Annotated in this window: 14 protein-coding genes; 13 read left to right on the forward strand and 1 reads right to left on the reverse strand. The window is 45.8% G+C overall.

Going from position 1 to position 21,414, the window contains the following annotated elements:
- The first annotated feature begins 34 nt into the window (after positions 1 to 34).
- Positions 35 to 1,330, forward strand: coding sequence for a glutamate-1-semialdehyde 2,1-aminomutase (hemL, locus tag AB4503_RS00670; protein WP_010436060.1), 1,296 nt, complete (start codon positions 35 to 37; stop codon positions 1,328 to 1,330).
- A 140-nt stretch (positions 1,331 to 1,470) separates the two neighbouring features.
- Here hemL and AB4503_RS00675 read toward each other — a convergent pair whose 3' ends face one another.
- Positions 1,471 to 1,596 carry a hypothetical protein gene (locus AB4503_RS00675; protein WP_004734537.1) on the reverse strand — a complete coding sequence of 42 codons (126 nt, stop codon included), beginning with the start codon at positions 1,594 to 1,596 and terminating at the stop codon, positions 1,471 to 1,473.
- Positions 1,597 to 1,672: 76 nt separating this feature from the next.
- Here AB4503_RS00675 and AB4503_RS00680 point away from each other — a divergent pair, with 76 nt between their 5' ends.
- The 12 genes from AB4503_RS00680 (at position 1,673) to AB4503_RS00735 (ending at position 21,345) form a co-directional block, all read left to right on the forward strand.
- Positions 1,673 to 2,758 carry an AI-2E family transporter gene (locus tag AB4503_RS00680; RefSeq protein WP_017059406.1) on the forward strand — a complete coding sequence of 362 codons (1,086 nt, stop codon included), beginning with the start codon at positions 1,673 to 1,675 and terminating at the stop codon, positions 2,756 to 2,758.
- Positions 2,759 to 2,868: 110 nt separating this feature from the next.
- The gene (gene rsmC / locus AB4503_RS00685; RefSeq protein WP_017066801.1) at positions 2,869 to 3,891 is read left to right on the forward strand and encodes a 16S rRNA (guanine(1207)-N(2))-methyltransferase RsmC; all 1,023 of its coding nucleotides are present in this window, start codon (positions 2,869 to 2,871) and stop codon (positions 3,889 to 3,891) included.
- Positions 3,892 to 4,107: 216 nt separating this feature from the next.
- Entirely contained in the window at positions 4,108 to 7,497 is a 3,390-nt protein-coding gene (locus AB4503_RS00690) for a response regulator (RefSeq protein WP_017063266.1), read from the forward strand.
- Between the two features lie 711 nt (positions 7,498 to 8,208).
- Positions 8,209 to 9,891 carry an ABC transporter substrate-binding protein gene (locus AB4503_RS00695; RefSeq protein ID WP_017056650.1) on the forward strand — a complete coding sequence of 561 codons (1,683 nt, stop codon included), beginning with the start codon at positions 8,209 to 8,211 and terminating at the stop codon, positions 9,889 to 9,891.
- Positions 9,892 to 10,060: 169 nt separating this feature from the next.
- Entirely contained in the window at positions 10,061 to 11,047 is a 987-nt protein-coding gene (locus AB4503_RS00700) for an ABC transporter permease (protein WP_017059409.1), read from the forward strand.
- A 2-nt stretch (positions 11,048 to 11,049) separates the two neighbouring features.
- A complete protein-coding gene (locus tag AB4503_RS00705) occupies positions 11,050 to 12,075 on the forward strand; it encodes an ABC transporter permease (RefSeq protein ID WP_017056648.1) in 1,026 nt (341 codons plus the stop codon).
- Positions 12,076 to 12,077: 2 nt separating this feature from the next.
- Positions 12,078 to 13,061 carry an ABC transporter ATP-binding protein gene (locus AB4503_RS00710; RefSeq protein WP_017063265.1) on the forward strand — a complete coding sequence of 328 codons (984 nt, stop codon included), beginning with the start codon at positions 12,078 to 12,080 and terminating at the stop codon, positions 13,059 to 13,061.
- 74 nt (positions 13,062 to 13,135) lie between these two features.
- A complete protein-coding gene (locus AB4503_RS00715; RefSeq protein ID WP_017063264.1) occupies positions 13,136 to 14,131 on the forward strand; it encodes an ABC transporter ATP-binding protein in 996 nt (331 codons plus the stop codon).
- 98 nt (positions 14,132 to 14,229) lie between these two features.
- Positions 14,230 to 15,951 (forward strand): glycoside hydrolase family 9 protein, encoded by a 1,722-nt coding sequence (locus AB4503_RS00720; protein WP_136973784.1) that lies wholly within the window; start codon positions 14,230 to 14,232, stop codon positions 15,949 to 15,951.
- Positions 15,952 to 15,953: 2 nt separating this feature from the next.
- A complete protein-coding gene (locus AB4503_RS00725) occupies positions 15,954 to 16,838 on the forward strand; it encodes an N-acetylglucosamine kinase (RefSeq protein WP_017066804.1) in 885 nt (294 codons plus the stop codon).
- A 12-nt stretch (positions 16,839 to 16,850) separates the two neighbouring features.
- Positions 16,851 to 18,812, forward strand: a complete 1,962-nt coding sequence (locus AB4503_RS00730; RefSeq protein WP_102319896.1) for a beta-N-acetylhexosaminidase — start codon at positions 16,851 to 16,853, stop codon at positions 18,810 to 18,812.
- 127 nt (positions 18,813 to 18,939) lie between these two features.
- Complete coding sequence (locus AB4503_RS00735; protein ID WP_372113363.1) at positions 18,940 to 21,345, forward strand: GH36-type glycosyl hydrolase domain-containing protein; 2,406 nt, start codon at positions 18,940 to 18,942, stop codon at positions 21,343 to 21,345.
- The last annotated feature ends 69 nt before the right edge of the window (positions 21,346 to 21,414 follow it).

Genomic DNA, 21,414 nt, shown 5'->3' on the forward strand with positions numbered 1-21,414 from the left:
CCAATTGGTCCGACAGTCAAAAGAGGATATATCAATGACCAAATCAGCAGAGCTATACGAAAAAGCACAGCAAACTATTCCTGGTGGCGTAAACTCTCCAGTTCGTGCATTCAATGGCGTAGGTGGTTCTCCAATCTTCGTTGAACGCGCTGACGGCCCACTTATTTTTGATGCTGATGGTAAAGCGTATATCGACTACGTTGGCTCTTGGGGTCCAATGATCCTTGGTCACAACCACGCTGTTATTCGTGATGCTGTGATTGCAGCAGCTCAACGCGGCCTTAGCTTCGGTGCTCCAACCGAAACTGAAATCAAAATGGCTGAACTTGTATCTGAGATGGTTCCATCGATGGAACAGCTACGTATGGTGAGCTCAGGTACAGAAGCAACAATGAGCGCGATTCGTCTAGCTCGTGGCTTCACTGGTCGTGACAAAATTCTTAAGTTTGAAGGCTGCTACCACGGCCACGCAGACAGCCTACTTGTAAAAGCTGGTTCTGGCGCACTGACTTTAGGTCAACCAAGCTCTCCAGGCGTACCGGCTGATTTTGCGAAACTAACGCTAACAGCAACCTTCAACAATCTAGATTCAGTACGTGAAATCTTCGCAGCAAACAAAGGCGAGATCGCTTGTATCATCGTTGAGCCAGTAGCGGGTAACATGAACTGTATCCCTCCTGTAGAAGGCTTCCACGAAGGTCTACGTGAAATCTGTGATCAAGAAGGTGCATTGCTAATCTTTGATGAAGTAATGACAGGTTTCCGCGTTGCTGAAGGTTGTGCTCAGGCTTACTACAACATCAAGCCAGACCTAACGTGTCTTGGTAAAGTGATTGGCGGCGGCATGCCTGTCGGTGCTTTCGGTGGTCGTAAAGACGTGATGCAATACATCGCACCAACTGGCCCTGTTTACCAAGCGGGTACGCTTTCAGGTAACCCTGTGGCAATGGCTGCTGGCTACGCATGTTTGAACCTTCTACGAGAAGAAGGCAACGAAAAGCGTCTAGCTTCAAAAACTAAGCAGTTGGCAAAAGGCTTCAAGCAACTTGCTGACAAGCACGGCATCCCGATGCTAGTTCATCAAGTTGGCGGTATGTTTGGTTTCTTCTTCACAGATCAAGAAACTGTGACGTGCTACGAAGATGTAACTAAGTGTGATGTAGAACGCTTCAAGCGCTTCTTCCACCTAATGTTAGATCACGGTGTTTACCTTGCACCTTCAGCATTCGAAGCAAGCTTTACTTCTCTTGCTCATGGTTCAAAAGAACTTGATGCAACACTAGAAGCTGCTGACCGCTCTCTTGCGATCATTGCTGCTGAAAGCAAATAATCGAAAGCACTTAATAAGTCGCTAACCGATTGAATTTAGGGCTGCATTAAATGCAGCCCTTTTTTATATATCGCGCTCACCAGCCACAAATATGACAGCTTATTTAGCCGTCGACTAAGGCTAAAGCTGAACCAAAAGCATTAACGTTCCCAGAAAAGGAAAACCAACAACATCAAGGTACCAAGGAACATTCTGAACCAAGGGATCTCTTTTTTTGTTTGCTGTTCTTCGTCTTGGCATTTCTTATCTTTATTACAGCATCCCATTATCAAAACTCCTCATTGCTAACTCTCTGTTTTGCAGCCATTATAAACTCAGAACGCAAATATAGAGACCATTACCGTGTCAGAAAAACTCAAAATCAATTCCAGCCACTGGGTGATCATCATTGCCCTACTCGCGGCGGCTTATGCTTGTTACTTGCTTATCGAGCCATACGTTAACTCTATCGTGATGGCCTTTATCATTTCACTATTGATGTTCCCAATCCATGAGTGGCTTGAAAAAAAGCTCCCGAATAAAGAAAACATCGTCTCTCTGCTGTCTTGTATCATACTGACCTTCATTATTGTTATCCCTTTATTGGCAGTATTCGCAGCAATTGTTCAGCAAGGTTCTCTGTTCTCTCAGAATACTTACCAATGGGTGACCCACGGTGGCATTCAGACTCTGTTTGCTCATCCGTTAGTGGTCAAAGCGCTGTCATTTGTGAATAACTACCTGCCTTTCGACAACATTGAGCCCCAAGCCATCGCACAAAAAGTCGGTGAGTTTGCGACCAGCTTTGGTTCTAAGCTAGTTGGTATCAGTGCCAAAATCTTAGGTGACGCAACCAATTTCTTGATGGATTTCTTCTTGATGCTGTTCGTTTTGTTCTTCTTATTAAGAGATCATGACAAAATCATCAGTGTGGTTCGTCATATTCTGCCGCTGTCTCGTAGCCAAGAAGACAAACTTCTAACAGAGATAGAACAAGTATCTAAATCAGCAGTAATGGGCTCATTCTTAACCGCAATAGCGCAAGGTTTTGCCGGCGGTTTAGGTATGTGGATTGCCGGTTTCCCAGGTCTATTTTGGGGTACTATGATGGGCTTTGCCTCTTTCATCCCAGTTGTGGGTACCGCATTAATCTGGATTCCAGCAGCAACCTACTTGTTCCTAACTGGTGATACCACGTGGGCGATTTTCCTAACGGTTTACTGTGTAGCGATTGTTGGTTCAATTGATAACCTTCTGCGTCCGCTGCTAATGCAAGGCAGTGCAGGCATGAATACCCTGATGATCTTCTTCTCACTATTGGGTGGTATTCAACTGTTTGGCCTAATTGGTCTTATCTACGGACCATTGATTTTTGCGATTACCATTGTCCTATTCAACATCTACGATGAAGAGTTTAAGGACTTTTTAAACCAGCAAGACAAGAGTTAACAAACTTGATGTCAACTTGATTGGCGAACCCGTATTAAACACTTCAAGCTTTGGGCGGATTATGCGAAAATCCGCCCTCATTTTTTGCTAACGATTCAACAGAGTGTCCTATGTCAGCTTATATTGCACCAAGCCAGATTGCTCAACGCCAACTCGCCTACTTTGAAGGCAAACATGTTTTAGTTGCCGGTGAGGCAGAAGACTTGTTCCCTGTTGAGTTAGCGAAGCATTGTGAATCTGTCTCTGTGTTTACTTCTAATTACAGCTACTACCGTCAATTAGAAGGCTACAACACCATCCAACGTTTTTATGGTGCGGAGTTTACCGAAGAGACTAAAGCCGACTTAGTGATGTTGTACTGGCCAAAAGCCAAAGCGGAAGCGGAATTTTTGTTGGCGATGCTATTTGCCAAGCTAGGCAAAGATACCGAGATCGTCGTGGTTGGTGAAAACCGTTCAGGCGTGAAAAGCATCGAGAAGATGTTTGCTCCTTACGGCAAAGTTGTTAAATACGATTCAGCGCGTCGTTGCTCTTTCTACTGGGGTCAATGCTTCGAGCAACCACAAGCGTTCAACCTGCAAGACTGGTTTAAGACCTACACGGTTAACATTGGTGAGCAATCACTTACGGTAAAAAGCCTTCCTGGCGTCTTCAGTCACGGTCAATTCGATGTCGGTAGCCAACTTCTGTTGGATACTCTGCCAAAACTAAAAGGCAAGGTACTGGATTTTGGCTGTGGTGCAGGCGTATTGGGCGCGGTGATGGCATCTCGTAACCCAGATATCGAGCTAGAAATGTGCGACATCAGTGCATTTGCCGTGGCATCAAGCCAAGCAACGCTAGAAGCGAATGGTTTAACGGGTAAAGTCTTCGCATCCGATGTCTATTCTGATACTGCAGAAGACTATCAGTTCATCATCAGTAACCCACCATTCCATTCAGGTTTAGACACTAGCTACAGCGCGACTGAGACCTTACTTTCTCAGGCTCCTAAGCATTTGAAGCGTTCTGGTGAGATGATTATTGTTGCGAATAGTTTCTTAAAATACATTCCAATTATTGAACAAGCGTTTGGAAAATGCGCGACTCTAAATAAGACCACTAAATTCGCGATCTATCACGCAAACAAATAACCTCTCTAGCACAGCGCAGGGTCATTATCTGCGCTGTCTGTTCATATTTTTGTCAAAACTCTATAAAAATGAGCTTTTGCACACGCTTTAAATACCACTTACTTGTCAAAGTAAAAAAACTCGTTAATTTCGTTAAATTGGAACCCGTTAATTCTATTCTCTGTACTTGTTTTCGCCCCTTTTAGCAGTACATCAAAGGAAAGTAGTACCCAATTTATGTTTAGATTCTATCGTAAGCAGAAGTTTAAGCGCCTTCAAAATACCCTAATGCTGGCATTTCTTGTCCTCAGTATTACCCCTGTGACACTTATCGCGATATTTTTCCTCCAATCGCACAGTCAGGATCTCCAGGAACAAAGCACCTCACACCTTGTTTCGGTTCGTGATACTAAGCAGCAGCAAATTGTCGATTACCTACAAGCTCAAGAATCCCAAGTGATGGGCTTTGTTCGCTCAGAATTGGCCAATGCCAGTGGCGGGCGATTTTATGGTTTGATCAATGCATTTCAACGATTGGGGTTAGATATTGACGAGGCACGCAGTAATGCACAGCAGCGCTATATTCAAGGCTCTGGCGATCAAATCAAAACGTCGATCCTCCCTGAATCCAGCAGCTTTATTGGCAGCGAGCGTTATCGCCTGCTCCACAAGCGCTACCATAATGCTTACCTAGAACTGCTTAAACGCTCTGATTTTGACGATATTCTCTTAGTTGATATCAACGGTAACGTCGCTTATTCCGTCTTTAAAAATGACGATTACGGCACCAATCTGCTGACAGGAAAATACAAGGACTCCAACCTAGGTATTACCTTTCAACGACTAGCCAAAGACGTAACCGACCGACGCAAATCTAACGAAGATTACACGCCGGTTATCGTTTCTGACTTTAAAGACGAGAATGGCAAACAGACCGCATGGCTAGGCGCACCTATCGTTCAACAAGGCTACCTACACAGTTACGCGATGTTTAGGCTACCAATCAACGGCATTACTAAGTTGATTGCGGATCTCAACAAGAGTTCGAATATTCAAACGCTGCTTGTAGGTGATGATCACCTGCCGCGTAGCCTTGCTCATTCACAAGAATCTATCAACTTGAGCCTTGATGTTGTCGATAAAGCATTGGCTGGCGAAACAGCGGTTGGCACCTTCGACAACACCCTAGATCAAGCGATCATCGCGGCATATACGCCAATTGAACTGAAATACGCAACATGGGCTCTTGTCGTAGAGCTGCCAGAGAAAGAGGCGTTTGCCCGTATTCATCAGTTAGAAAAGATCTTCGTGATCGTGATGCTAACGGCGATCATTCTGGTAGTCGTTGCATCGCACTATCTGTCTAACTTCATCACATCCCCACTGCTTAAACTGACGTGGGCTGCCGAAAAAGTATCGGCGGGTGATCTCGATGAAACCATGATCAATACCGAGCGCAAAGATGAGATAGGCCGACTCGCGGTGAGCTTCGAAAGAATGCAGCGATCTATTCGTGAAAAAATGCAGCTCATCAAAAGCCAAAACGATGAGCTTGAGGACAACCTTAAGACCATTCAAAAGCAAAACGAAGAGTTACAACTGGCAAATAAACTCAAAGATGAGTTCTTAGCGACTACTTCACATGAATTGAGAACACCACTGCATGGCATGGTGGGTATCGCTGAAGCGTTGATATCTGGAGCTAACGGCCCTATTCCTGCTAATCAGAAATATCAGTTGGATATCATCATCAATAGCGGTCAGAGATTGGCGACCTTGGTTGATGATCTGCTTGATTATCACAAGATGCGCTATGGCAGCTTAGATATTAAGAAATCAGCCGTTGATTTGTCGGCAGCCACCAGCTTGGTCCTAGAGTTGTCTCATCACCTATTGGGCAATAAGCCAATCCGTATTATTAACCAAGTCCCAAGTGATTTAGGTCTGGTTTCATCGGATCCTCAACGACTTGAGCAAGTGATGTATAACTTGGTCGGCAATGCCATCAAGTACACCTCAGAAGGTAAAATTGTTATCTCTGCCAGCGTTATCGATGACAACATTCGTGTACAAGTTGTCGATACTGGCCAAGGTATACCGGCCGAGTACCTTGAGCACATCTTTGAGCCATTGATTCAAGCAGGCCAAGATGCGAGTAACTACCGCCAAGGTGCAGGGCTTGGATTATCAATCAGTCGTCAGTTGATCGAGCTAATGGGCGGTTCACTGTACGTTAGTAGCCAACCAATGCTCGGCACTACGTTTAGCTTTACCCTGCCCCTAGCTACTCAAGATGAGTTAGACAGTTACAACGAATCAGGTCACTACTCGCACTTCCAAGCGCCTGATTTAATTGATAACAGCCAACAAGAAAATAGTGTTATCAGTGAAAACCCAGATGGCCCGTTATTGGTTATCGCCGATGATGAGCCGGTTAACCTGCGAGTATTAGACAGCTTCTTGAAGTTAGAAGGTTATCGAGTACGTACTGCATGTGATGGCCCTGAAACCATTGAACTGATTGAGAAAGAGAAGCCAGAGCTGCTTCTACTCGACATCATGATGCCAGGAATGAGCGGCTATCAGGTTTGTGAAGCACTGCGTAAGCAATACGATCATGCTCAGTTGCCAATCATCATGCTAACGGCACTCAACCAAGCAGAAGACCGTGTTCGAGGTTTCGAAGCTGGCGCCAATGACTACTTGTCTAAACCGTTCAACAAACAAGAACTAGCGGCTCGAATTACAGCACATCTATCAGCAAGCAAAGCTGAACAAAGACGCCTTGAAAACGACCAACTGCAACTCGAGCTCAAACATAGAGCGATGGTTGAGGCTAACTTGTTAGAAACTCAAGGCCGCTTATTAGAGCAACTAGAATCGGCACCTGAAGCCATCATCTGTATTCGTGACGACCAACGTATTCGCTTTGCTAACGAAGCTGCGGCGAAGCTATTCAGACGCGGACAAGAACAACTTAAACGCTCAATGGCCGACGAGATCATTGCACCTAAATACCTTAAGGTAGAACAAGCCCACTACTGCGGTGATATTGATATCTATATAGACGATACACGTCAGCGCATACCAAGTGACATCCTTAAGCTGCCTGAAGGCTCAGGGCTCGACACCATGTATATCTTCAATGTAGGTGGTGGTGTTAACTCAAACCGAATCAATAACCTTGAAACGGCGGTTGAAGCTCTCTCTAGTTATGCCTTTGAAGGCGACAAAGATAAGTTGCAACAGTTGAAGGAGCTTGGCGGAGAATTTACTCGTCTTGCTGACAAGGCAACCGGTGAAGGTAAAAACAAGCAAGAGTTAATGCGCGAGGTACTGGTCGATGCGATGACTAATGCCATCATCTACTGGGAATCGGTGACTGGTGAAACCAAGTTCGCTTTCGCCGAGAAGAGTGGCTTGTGGCGCGTCTACTTAGACCGCAGTACGCTGCAAACTCGAACGCTAGACAAATACCTACGCGTAGAAACCCTACCGAAAACCCCTCGCTGGCGAACGGTACTGAGCTCAATCGAATTCATACTGGAACACTGTAAAGAACAGACGCCAGAAAGAACCCATATTGAGATGCTAAGAGATAAACTTCAGAAACTACTGACCAGTTAATCCCTGAACCAACATCACGATACTTTGAATAATGGAGCCCACCTAGCGTGGGCTTTTTTGTACGCCTAATAATCACAAAAAGTAGAATCCCAACGCTTGCAACGCACTTTTTTTACGCCTTTAAACAAGGGGAAATTCACGCTAATTACTCACAGTGCGTGCTGGTAACCGTCAGTACTTTTCGTTCTATTCTCAATCATATCTGACCGTTATCTGACTCTTTGTTGCAGTTTGAGAAGCGAGTCACAACAGAACGGCAGATTTAATTTTCTAGGGAAATTTAACGTAAAACTGGCAAGTGACCGAGATCTACAATTATACCAACGTAGGGTAAGGCATTATAATAAAAAGCCTTTAAAGTTAGTGGCCACTTACAACCTGCAAGAACCTCAAAACCAAATGCGAGTCACATCACTTTAACAATTGCGTACGAAAAACCACCAAAGCAACCTATTTTGACGTTAATGACGTGGGGTTGTGTGTTTTTAACATTTTTGACGGGAAACGAGTTTGATTAATTCATCGATAAGGTGTTTTCTTACTCCTGCCAAAGGCCTACAGGCCACTCTTACCACTTCTCAGAATCAACGATGAATCTGGAGCAACGAAGAAGAGGTAGGCCTTTAACCAGAGTGTGTATCTACTAAACAATTTAGCGACAGATAACATTCAATCCATTAGTGAAATGAAAGCAAATAGTAAGGAACAGCTATGCTTGCCAATATAAAAAAAACAGCAATAGCAACAGCAATTATTGCAACTGCTACAACAGGTTTTGCATCAGTAGCAACCGCTGCAGAACGCAGTGAACTGACCGTTCACCCGAAAGAGTACACTACATTCGTACGTAACTTTAACCCGTACCTTGGTGCTACTAACCTACATACTACAACTGACTTCATGTATGAGCCGCTAGTAGTATTTAACGAAATGCACGGTAACACTCCAGTGTTCCGTCTAGCTGAAAACTTCAAGATGTCAGATGATCTGATGAGCGTTGTTTTCGACATTCGTAAGGGTGTTAAATGGTCAGACGGAGAAACTTTCTCTGCTGATGATGTTGTTTTTTCTTTCAACCTTGTAAAAGAGAAGCCAGAGCTTGACCAATCTGGTATCAACTCTTGGGTAACTTCTGTAGAAAAACTGAACGACAACCAAGTTAAGTTCACACTAACAGAAGCAAACTCAAACGTACCTTACGAGATTGCTAAAGTACCTGTAGTACCTAAGCACATCTGGAAAGACGTTAAAGATCCATCAACGTTTACCAATGAGAACCCGGTAGGTTCTGGTCCATTTACAGAAATCGATACGTTTACAGCGCAGCTATACATCCAGTGTGCAAACCCGAACTACTGGGATGCAGACAACCTAGATGTTGACTGTCTACGTGTTCCACAAATTGCGAACAACGACCAATTCCTAGGTAAAGTTGTAAACAGTGAAATGGACTGGACGTCTTCTTTCGTTCCAGATATCGATCGTACATACGCAGCAGCTAGCCCTAAACACCACTACTGGTACCCGCCAGCAGGTACACAGGCATTCATCGTTAACTTCAAGCACCCTGATGCTGCGAAGCATGAAGCATTGAGCAACGTTGACTTCCGTCGTGCTTTCTCTATGGCTCTTGACCGTCAAACTATCATCGACATCGCATTCTACGGTGGCGGTACTGTAAACGATTTCGCATCGGGTCTTGGCTACGCGTTTGAAGCTTGGTCTGATGAAAAAACTCATGACAAGTACAAAGGCTTCAACACTTACAACGCTGAAGGCGCGAAGAAGCTTCTTGCTGACGCTGGCTTCAAAGATGTAAACAAAGATGGTTTTGTTGACACTCCATCAGGCAAGTCTTTCGAACTAATGATTCAATCGCCAAACGGCTGGACTGACTTCAACAACACAGTTCAACTAGCGGTAGAACAGCTAAACGAAATCGGTATTAAAGCAAAAGCTCGTACACCTGACTTCTCTGTTTACAACCAAGCAATGCTTGAAGGTACATACGACGTAGCATACACAAACTACTTCCACGGTGCGGATCCATACACGTACTGGAACAGTGCTTACAACTCATCACTACAATCTGGTGATGGTATGCCTCGTTTCGCAATGCACTTCTACAAAAACGACAAGCTAGATGGTCTTCTAAACAGCTTCTACAAAACAGCTGATAAGAACGAGCAGCTAGACATTGCACACGGTATCCAGCAAATCATCGCTGCAGACCAAGTGACAATCCCTGTGATGTCTGGTGCTTACATGTACCAATACAACACAACTCGCTTCACTGGTTGGTGGAACGAAGAAAATCCAAAAGGCCGTCCAAACATTTGGGCTGGTATTCCAGAGCGTCTACTTCATGTACTGGACCTAAAACCAGTTAAATAAGTAATCGTTCAATCCTTGCGGCGTAACCTCTTACGCCGCTTATAAAAATCCCCACACTCTCAATTGAAAGTATGGCGCTAGTCGTCAGGGGATTTTTCGTTCCAAATTTCGCTAGGAGCGACCTGAATCCAGAAACAGGGAAACAATCTGGGTGAGTAAGGTGTGAGTTATGGGTTATTTTTTAAGACGTTTGTCATTTTATTTTGTCGCGCTATTAGTTGCTGCGACGTTAAACTTTATTATTCCAAGAGCAATGCCTGGTGACCCAGTTACCATGATGTTTGCGAACGCTTCTGTACAAGTTACTCCAGAGCGTATTGCTGCAATGAAAGAACTATTAGGCTTCGTTGATGGTGGCTACTTAGTTCAATACGTGGCGTACATGAAGAACATTCTTAGCTGGGAACTTGGTACATCAATTCAATTCTACCCACTTTCTGTAAACACACTGTTGGGTGGAGCATTCGGTTGGTCGCTTTTCTTAGCCGGCACCGCAGTTATTCTTTCTTTCTCGATTGGTTCAATCCTAGGTATTTTCGCAGCGTGGAAACGCGGCAGTAAGTACGATGCCTTCGTAACGCCAGGGATGCTGATTCTACAAGCCGTTCCTCAAGTTGTTATCGCGATGATTGCACTATTTACCTTTGCAATTGGCTTGAAGTGGTTCCCAACAGGGTATGCCTACACCGCTGGTACTATACCTGATTGGACAAGCTGGGCATTCATTAAAGATGTCGCTTACCACGCCTTCTTACCACTGTTCTGTGCTTCTGTTGTTCAAATTGGTGGCTTCCTAGTAAACATGCGTAACAACATGATCAACCTACTAGCCGAAGACTACATCACCATGGCGAAAGGCAAAGGCCTGAGCGAAAACCGAGTGGTATTCAACTACGCAGCTCGTAACGCGATGCTACCTAGTGTGACAGCCCTTTCAATGTCGCTAGGTATGGCAATCGGTGGTCAGTTAATTATCGAAATCATCTTTAACTACCCGGGTCTTGGCAGCGTACTTTTCAACGCAATTAACGCTCGTGACTACCAAGTACTGCAAGGTCAGCTGCTTATCATGACGCTATTCATGCTGTTCTTTAACCTAGTTGCAGACATGCTTTACGTTGTTCTTGACCCTCGTCTTCGTAAGGGTGGTAAATAATCATGAAAGACTTTCTAAAACTCATTTGGCGTAACCCGATGGCCCTAACAGGCGTCATCATCCTAAGTATTTTTATTCTTGGCGCGATTGCAGCTCCATTAATCACCAAACATGTACCAGACAAGCGTACAGGTAACCCACACGAATATCCTGGTTTCGTGGTGAAGTCTGCACAAACTAACCCTGATGGCTGGGTTGCTCAAAATCTAGCAGACGACCGTCGTACATTGATCATGTCTAAAAAGGCAGACCACGTACTAGGTACAACTCGTATGGGTCGTGACGTTTGGTCTCAAGTGGTATACGGCGCACGCGTATCTCTTGCTGTAGGTTTTGGTGCGGGTCTAACCGTATGTTTACTCGCAACTGTTATTGGTGTTTCTGCAGGTTACTTCGGTGGCCGTGTCGATGACGTTCTAACAGCCGCAATGAACATCATGCTGGTAATCCCTCAATACCCATTACTGTTCGTAGTAGCAGCCTTTATCGGTGAGGCAGGGCCACTCACCATAACCTTGGTTATCGGCTTTATGTCCTGGGCTTGGGGCGCCCGTGTTGTTCGCTCCCAGACCTTAGCACTGCGTGAAAAAGAGTTTGTAAAAGCCGCTGAAGTTTTGGGTGAATCTTCATTCCGCATCATCTTCGTAGAGATTCTGCCAAACCTTATCTCTATCGTTGGCGCAAGCTTCATCGGTTCGGTGATGTACGCAATCATGATGGAAGCAACCATCTCGTTCCTAGGTCTTGGTGACCCGAACACAATCAGCTGGGGCATCATGCTTTACAACGTTCAAACCTCTTCATCAATGCTGATTGGCGCTTGGTGGGAACTGCTGGCTCCTTGTATCGCACTGACACTACTTGTAACTGGCCTTGCTCTACTTAACTTCGCGGTCGATGAAATTGCTAACCCGCAACTGCGTTCTCACAAAGGCATGAAGCGTTGGAAGAAACTAGCAGCACAAGACAAAGAAGAACGTGAACCAGAACTACCACCACAAAATGCACTTTGGAGCGGAGATAAATAATCATGTCTGAACCACTAATTTCTATCCGCAACTTATGCGTGGATTACATCACAGAGTCAGGCGATGTTCGTGCGTGTAACAACGTAAGTTTCGACATCGCTCCAGGTGAAGTCTTCGGCCTAGCTGGTGAATCTGGCTGTGGTAAATCAACGGTCGCTTTCTCTCTTATGCGTCTTCATAAGCCGCCCGCTTACATCAGTGGTGGTGAGGTTATCTTCAACGGTGAGAACATCCTTGAATACAGTGATGACCGTATGCAGTCGTTCCGTTGGAGTGAGATGTCGATGGTATTCCAGAGCGCGATGAACGCACTCAACCCAGTACTACCGATGGAAGAGCAGTTCTGTGACGTAATCATGCGTCACACCAACATGACTCGCGAGCAAGCTAAGCAGCGTGCTGAAGGTCTACTTGAAATCGTAGATATTCACCCGAGCCGATTGAGTGATTACCCTCACCAATTCTCTGGCGGCATGCGTCAGCGCTTAGTTATCGCTATCGCGTTAGCACTGAATCCAAAGCTGATCATTATGGATGAGCCGACAACCGCACTTGATGTGGTTGTGCAACGCGAAATCCTACAAAAGATCTATGCACTGAAAGAAGAGTTTGGCTTCTCGATTCTGTTCATCACCCATGACTTGTCATTGATGGTCGAGTTCTCTGACCGCATCGGCATCATGTACTCAGGTGAGCTAATCGAAGTAGCTAACTCTCAAGATATTCTAGAAAACCCTTACCACCCTTACACCAAAGGGTTGGGAAGTTCTTTCCCTCCACTGACAGGGCCAAAGACAAAGTTAGCAGGTATTCCGGGTAACCCTCTGAACCTGTTAGAGATCCCTGAAGGGTGTCGTTTCCAAGCTCGTTGTGACCGTGTACATGAAAAGTGTACCAAGGTGCCAACCAAGCTGCGTTCTATCGACCCGGGACATTTGTCTAACTGCCACCTGTACGGTGACCCAATAGTACAAAGGAAGCTATAGCTTGCGTGAATAACGAACAAGGCGGCTCGACCGCCTAAAAACAAGCAAAGCGAATAAGGATTCTGGAGACAATTATGAGCAAAGATTTCGGTCAATTATTGGTAGAAGGCAAGAATGTCGTAAAAGACTTCCCAATAAGCAGTACCACCATTCAAACCCCAATGATGCGTGCGATTAACGACGTGTCATTCAAGATGTACAAAAGCCGTGGCCTAGCAGTGGTTGGTGAGTCTGGTTCAGGCAAATCAACAACCGCAAAAATGATCGCAAAAATGTACGCACCTTCAGGCGGCACGATCGAATACAAAGGTCGTGATATCCAAGAGATCTCAAGCAGAAAAGATCTTATGCACTACCGTGAAGGCGTGCAGATGGTATGGCAAGACCCGTTTGGTTCATTGAACCCAACACACAATATCTTCCACCACATTGCTCGACCACTGTTGATCCACAAGAAGGTAACCCCGGGCAATAAGAGAGAACTAGAAGAACGTGTTTACGATCTTTTAGAGCAAGTGGGCCTGATCCCACCAAAAGAGACGGCGAAGAAGTACCCTCACCAACTGTCTGGCGGCCAACGTCAACGTGTCAACCTAGCCCGCAACATCGCGGTAGGTGCCGAAGTTGTACTAGCCGATGAGCCAACTTCAATGCTTGATGTATCGATTCGTGCCGGTGTTTTGAACCTGATGGAAGAGATGAAGTTCGAGAAGCAAATGTCTCTGCTTTACATCACTCACGATATCGCAACCGCTCGTTACATCGCTGAAGACCTTTCGGTGATGTACGTGGGACACATGGTGGAATGGGGCGATACCGATGACGTGATTGCTAACCCTCAGCACCCATACACCCAATTGCTTGTTTCGGCCGTTCCAGATCCTAAGAAGTCGATCCACGAGCAACTTGCAGGCAACAAAGGTGAGATTCCTCTGTGGACACCAGTATCAGCAGGCTGCCCATTTGCAGGCCGATGTACTCACGCAATGGATAAGTGCAAAGAGCAGCTACCAGGGGTTACGCAGCTCGCTGATAACCACTTTGTGCGCTGTTACCTACACGAAAGCTAAGCAATAAAACCCAAGTTAGGGTCTTCGGACCCTAACTATTTATATCCAAAACATTCAAGTACCTAGCCAATAGAAACTAGGACTGTCGGAGAATATTGATGCTGTTATTGACCAACCATATTGGCTATGAGTCCACAGGCCCGAAGCAAGCTATCCTACAAACTAAGAAAGCTCGCCTATCAAGCACTACGGCTCTACTCGTCTGTGCTGACAACCATATGACTGTCGGAAATTTTGATGTGGTTAAACAAGGCCGCGTAGCAAATTGGCATCAAGGGCAATTCTTCACTATTGATTTCAGTTCAGTCACTGAATCTGGTCGCTACTACCTACGTTTTGACAACCTGCGTTCAGAAGTATTTGAGATTGGTAGCAACCTATTAATGAACCACACGTTTTCTGATGTGCTTCATTACTTTAAGTCACAACGCTGTGGCGGGATTTTCGACAAAAAAGATCGACAAGCACAAATTCTAGGTACCGACCGATACGTCGATGTCCACGGTGGATGGTATGACGCATCAGGTGATGTCAGTAAATATTTTAGCCACCTGTCTTATGGTAACTACCTAAACCCACAACAAATTCCGATGGTCGTTTGGAACATGCTAAAAAGCGTACGCTTGACTAGCCATAACCCAGACTTCCCGAAATTCTCCATGACTCGTCTAACGGAAGAGGCTCTGTTCGGTGCCGACTTCTTAGTGCGTATGCAAGACGCTGACGGATACTTCTATATGACGGTATTCGACAAATGGAGCAAAGATATCAACCAACGCGATATCTGCGCTTATGCGACTCAAGAAGGTCATAAATCAACGGACTTACAAGCGGGCTACCGACAAGGTGCAGGTGTTGCTATCGCAGCATTAGCCGCAGCTTCTGAGCTTGAAATCTCTGGCAGCTACTCGAGCCACACATACCTTGAAATGGCGGTTAAGGGTTACTGGCATCTAAAAGAGTACAACCTCCAGTATCTAAACGATGGTGAAGAGAACATCATCGATGAGTATTGCGCCCTACTCGCAGCCAATGAGCTGTATCGCGTAACACAAGACCAGCAATACCTATCAGAAGCAAGAACTTGGGCGACTCGTTTAATCTCTCGTCAGCAATCCGATGATTCATTTGAGCACTTCTGGTCGGCAAACTCTGATGGCTCTCGTCCATACTTTCACGCAGCTGAAGCCGGTCTTCCTGTGATTGCACTATGTGAATACATCGACAATGAAACCGATGCTGAATTAAAAGAACAGGCGCGCACAGTTGTTGAACAAGCTTGTCAGTTCGAAATCAACATCACCGACAAAGTCACCAACCCATTTGGCTATCCAAGACAATACGTTAAATCTGTCGATGGTGATAAACGTGATGCCTTCTTCGTCGCTCAACAGAACGAAACCGGTTACTGGTGGCAAGGCGAGAACGCACGCCTTGGCTCACTCGCAACCATGGCTTACCTAGTTCAACCGCACATTAAAGATAGCGAACTTCAAGAGCGCTTAATCCAGCTTTCACAAAATAGCCTTGATTGGATCTTGGGCCTCAACCCATACCACATGTGCATGCTCGATGGTCATGGCCATAACAACCCAGACTACCTACCTCAGCTTGGGTTCTTCAATGCGAAAGGCGGTATCTGTAATGGCATCACAGCTGGTTTTGAAGATGAACAAGACATTGCGTTCAATCCACCAGCACAAAAAGATGACATGCTTCAAAACTGGCGCTGGGGTGAGCAATGGATCCCTCATGGTGCGTGGTTCTTATTAGCAACCGCTGCACAGTTCAACTTCTTAGCTCAGCGTAAGGAGCAATAATAATGACTCTTTACTACGTCGGTATTGATGGTGGTGGTACTTCTTGTCGTGCTCGTATTCGTGACGCTCAAGGCAAACTGATTGGTGAAGCGAAAAGTGGCAGTGGCAACATCCTTTTGGGTGTTGATGTTGCGATGAGCTCAATTATTGATGCCATCACAAAAGCGGCACAACAAGGGCAACTCAACTCAGACCATTTTTCAAATATGCATGTTGGCCTAGCGCTGGCTGGCGCTGAGCAAAAATCAGCATGGTTCGACTTCATGGCTCAACCACACCCTTTCGCAAGCATGACACTAAATACCGACGCTTATGGCGCTTGCATTGGTGCTCACAATGGCCAAGACGGCGCAATCATGATCGGTGGTACGGGTTCTTGCGGTATCTTCCTAAAAGACGGTGAGCAATATGTGGTTGGCGGTCGTGAATTTCCGATTTCAGATCAAGGCGGCGGCGCAGTCATGGGCTTACGTTTGATTCAACAAGTCTTGCTTGCAGAAGACGGTATTCGCAACAAAACCCCGCTGACTCTACATGTGATGAATCACTTTAATAATGATGTGGATGCCATTGTCGAATGGTCAAAAGGTGCTATTCCAAAGGATTACGGTCAATTCTCACCAGTTATTTTTCAACTCGCTAACGAAGGTGACGAACTGGCTATCGATATGCTCAAGCAAACCGCGGCTGATATCGAAATGTTTGTCTTAGCACTGCATCGAAAAGGCGCTGACAAGGTGTGCTTAATGGGAAGTATCGCTGAGCGTATTCTCAACTGGCTATCACCACCAGTACAACAATGGATCGTTAAACCTCAATTCGACGCTATTGAAGGCGCATTGATGTTTGCCGGAAAACCACAACACAACTTGTATCAACAGGCTTAGCAGGGAAGTTATATGAATTATCGCATCGACTTAGCTGTTCTTTCTGAACAAAAAAATAACTGCCGATTTGGCCTTACGGTACATAACTTAAGTGACCTCGACGTAAAAGATTGGTCTCTGCACTTTGCATTTGATCGTTTCATCCTTCCAGAGAGTTTATCGCAAGGAGAGCTGACTCAAGTTGGCAGCTTTTGCTCATTCACACCAAGTTCGTCAGTGTTAAAGGCCAACAACCATTACTACCTTGAATTCAGTATTCAAAGCGCACCATTCCGCTTCTATTCTGATGGCCTTAACGATGCCTTTATCCAGTCACATAATGATGGAGAAACATCGGTACTGCCTGTCGCGATATCACCCATAGTACTGGCTTCGCCATACCGTGAACGCAATCAAATACCTGAAGTTAACGCTGCTGAGATTGCATTGATTCCTCAGCCTAATCAGATCGAATTTCAGCAAGGTAGTTTCGCGCTAAGTAACTTCGCGCTAAATAACGACTGCAGAATTGAGGTTCAATCTCATCTTGCTGATAAGGCAGTCTCTTGGTTCCAGCAAGAGTTGCTCTCGACCTTTGAGCTGTCTCTTTCGACCGCGCTTTCAGCTGAACTTTCAAAAGACGAAAGCGGCAACATTCTATTTCGCAGCAACCCGACGTTAGATGAAGCCGAATACAAACTGACCATCACTGCACAACAGATTATTGCTGAATCAGGCAGCCAGTCGGGCTTTACACACGCTGTGGCAAGCTTGATTCAACTAGTTCAACAACTGGACGCAGAGAACTTCTCTCTACCATGTTGCAAGATAGCCGACCAACCGCGCTTTAAGTACCGCGGCATGATGTTGGACTGCGCTCGTCACTTCCACTCAGTAGAGCAAGTGAAGCGTTTAATCAATCAACTGGCGCACTACAAGTTCAACGTATTTCATTGGCACCTAACTGACGATGAAGGTTGGAGAATTGAGATAAAGAGCCTGCCACAGCTAACAGAAATTGGCGCTTGGCGTGGCCCTGATCATGCACTAGAGCCGCAATATACCCACATTGCGGAAAACTACGGCGGCTTCTACACGCAACAACAAATTCGTGAAGTCATTGAATATGCAGAGCAACGCAGCATCACGGTGATCCCAGAGATCGATATTCCGGGACACTGCCGTGCCGCAATCAAATCACTGCCTGACATGTTGGTAGAGCAAGCTGACACTACTCAATACAAAAGCATTCAGCACTACAACGACAACGTCCTAAACCCAGGTTTACCAGGCACTTACCAATTTCTAGATGCAGTTATTGAAGAAGTCGCAGAGCTGTTCCCGAGCGAATTAATTCACATGGGTGCAGACGAAGTGCCACCGGGAGTGTGGAGCAACAGCCCTGCTGCTCAAGCGTTGATGAAAGAACACCAGTACCAAGACAGCAAAGACCTACAAGGTCACCTATTCCGCTATGCCGAAAACAAGCTTAAGCAACTCGGCAAACGCATGGTCGGCTGGGAAGAAGCACAGCACGGCGACAAAGTGAGTAAAGAGACCATCATCTACTCATGGCTCAGTGAAGAAGCGGCTGTCAATTGCGCTCGCCAAGGCTTTGATGTGGTGTTGCAACCTGCACAGTTTACCTATCTCGACATGACCCAAGATTATGCACCGGAAGAACCGGGCGTAGATTGGGCTGCCGTTATCCCATTAGAACAAGCTTATACCTACGAAGCACTTGCTGAGATATCCGACACCGACCCAATTCGTAAGCGGATCCGCGGAATTCAGTGTGCTCTATGGTGTGAGATCGTCACCAACCAAAAGCGTATGGATTACATGGTATTCCCAAGAATTAGCGCTTTAGCTGAAGGATGTTGGACACATAAAAACAACCGAAACTGGCTAGATTACCTATCTCGCCTAAAGGGGCATCTGCCATTACTCGACAAACTCAATGTTGATTATCGCAACCCTTGGAAAGCTCAATAAAACAAACCAAAGCGACACTCATATCGAGTGGTTGCTGACTCAAATTAAGGTGCTCAGTTAGATACGACTCAGCATCACTATTTAAAAATTAGCTGCATAGATGCAGTTTGTTAAAAAGGAAATGACAATGAAATACGGCTATTTCGATAACGACAATCGCGAATACGTCATCACTCGCCCTGATGTACCAGCACCTTGGACAAACTACCTAGGTACTGAAAAGTTTTGTACCGTGATTTCGCACAATGCGGGCGGTTACTCGTTCTACAATTCTCCGGAATACAACCGTGTTACTAAGTTCCGTCCAAACGGCACCTTTGACCGCCCAGGACACTATGTTTACCTGCGTGATGATGAGACGGGTGATTACTGGTCTATCTCTTGGCAACCAGTGGCAAAGAGCCTAGATGAAGCGAACTACGAAGTTCGTCACGGCCTGTCATACTCAAAATTCAAATGTGAATACAGCGGCATTACCGCAACCAAGACGCTATTCGTACCTAAGGGTGAAGATGCAGAAGTTTGGGACGTTGTATTAAAGAACAACACTGACAAGCCACGTACTATCAGCACTTTCTCGTTTGTTGAGTTCTCTTTCAGCCACATCCAATCTGATAACCAGAACCATCAGATGTCTCTGTACTCTGCAGGCACGTCTTACCAAGAAGGTGTTCTGGAGTACGACCTGTACTACAACACTAACGACTTTGAAGGCTTCTACTACCTAGCTTCAACTTTCTCACCAGACAGCTACGATGGCCAACGTGACAACTTCCTAGGCATGTACCGTGATGAAGCAAATCCAATTGCGGTTGAAAACGGTAAGTGTTCTAACAGCGCTCAAACCTGTTACAACCACTGTGGTTCTCTGCACAAGCAATTTACGATTCAACCGGGTGAAGAAGTTCGCTTTGCTTATGTACTCGGTATCGGTAAAGGCAACGGTGAACGCCTACGTGAGAAATACCAAGATACAACAAACGTAGATGCGGCTTTCCAAGGTATCAAAGATCACTGGGACGAGCGTTGCAACAAATTCCAAGTTAAGTCGCCAAACGAAGGCTTAGACACAATGATCAACACGTGGACGCTATACCAAGCGGAAACCTGTGTGGTTTGGTCTCGCTTTGCTTCATTCATTGAAGTCGGTGGCCGTACTGGCCTTGGCTACCGTGATACTGCACAAGATGCTATTTCAGTACCTCATGCCAACCCACAAATGACCAAGAAACGTATTATCGACCTGCTTCGCGGCCAAGTGAACGCGGGCTACGGTCTACACTTGTTCGATCCTGATTGGTTCGATCCAGAGAAAGCTGACGTTGAACCTTCAAAATCGCCAACGGTTGTTCCAACACCGTCAGATGACGACAAGATCCACGGCATTGACGATACCTGTTCTGATGATCACTTATGGATCGTACCAACCATCATCAAGTACGTAATGGAAACGGGTGAACACGATTTCTTTGATGAAGTGATTCCATACGCAGACGGTGGCGAAGCAACGGTTTACGAGCACATGAAAGCCGCACTGAACTTCTCTGCAGAATACGTAGGTCAAACGGGTATCTGTAAGGGTCTTCGTGCAGACTGGAATGACTGTTTGAACCTAGGTGGTGGTGAATCTTCAATGGTTTCATTCCTACACTTCTGGGCGCTACAAGAATTCCTAGATCTTGCTAAGTTCCGTAATAACGATGCAGACGTTACTAAATACACTGAAATGGCAGCGAACGTTCGTGAAGCGTGTGAAACACACCTTTGGGATGACGAGGGTGGCTGGTACATCCGTGGTCTGACTAAAAATGGCGACAAGATCGGTACTGCTCAACAAGCTGAAGGTCGAGTTCACCTTGAGTCAAACACGCTAGCGGTTCTATCTGGCGCGGTATATCAAGAGCGTGGCGAGAAAGCGATGGACGCTGTCGATGAGAACCTTTTCTCTGAATACGGCCTACATCTAAACTCTCCTTCATTCGCAACACCAAACGACGATATCGGCTTTGTGACTCGTGTTTACCAAGGCGTTAAAGAGAATGGTGCAATCTTCTCTCACCCGAATCCATGGGCTTGGGTAGCAGAAGCGAAACTAGGTCGTGGTGACCGTGCGATGAAATTCTACGACGCACTGAACCCGTACAACCAAAACGACATGATTGAAACGCGTTACGCAGAACCATACTCGTACGTGCAGTTCATCATGGGTAAAGATCACCAAGACCATGGTCGTGCAAACCACCCTTGGTTAACAGGTACCTCTGGTTGGGCTTACTTCGCGGTAACCAACTTCATTCTTGGTGTTCGTACAGGCTTTGAAAGCTTAACAGTTGATCCATGTATCCCGACTGATTGGCCAGAGTTCGAGGTTACTCGTCAATGGCGTGGCGCGACTTACAACATCACAGTGCAGAACCCGAATGCGGTAAGCAAAGGTGTTGCCTCTATCACTATCAACGGTGAACAGGTTGAAGGTGCAATTCCAGTACAAGCGGAAGGCAGCGTGAACGAAGTTATCGTTGTACTCGGCTAATCACTTAATTTGATGAACAGCTCCTATCTCAAGTCTTTACTGGCTTGAGATAGTGAGACTAAAAGGATT

Source organism: Vibrio sp. 10N.222.55.B11, from assembly GCF_041473705.1.
Taxonomy (GTDB): Bacteria; Pseudomonadota; Gammaproteobacteria; order Enterobacterales; family Vibrionaceae; genus Vibrio; species Vibrio crassostreae_C.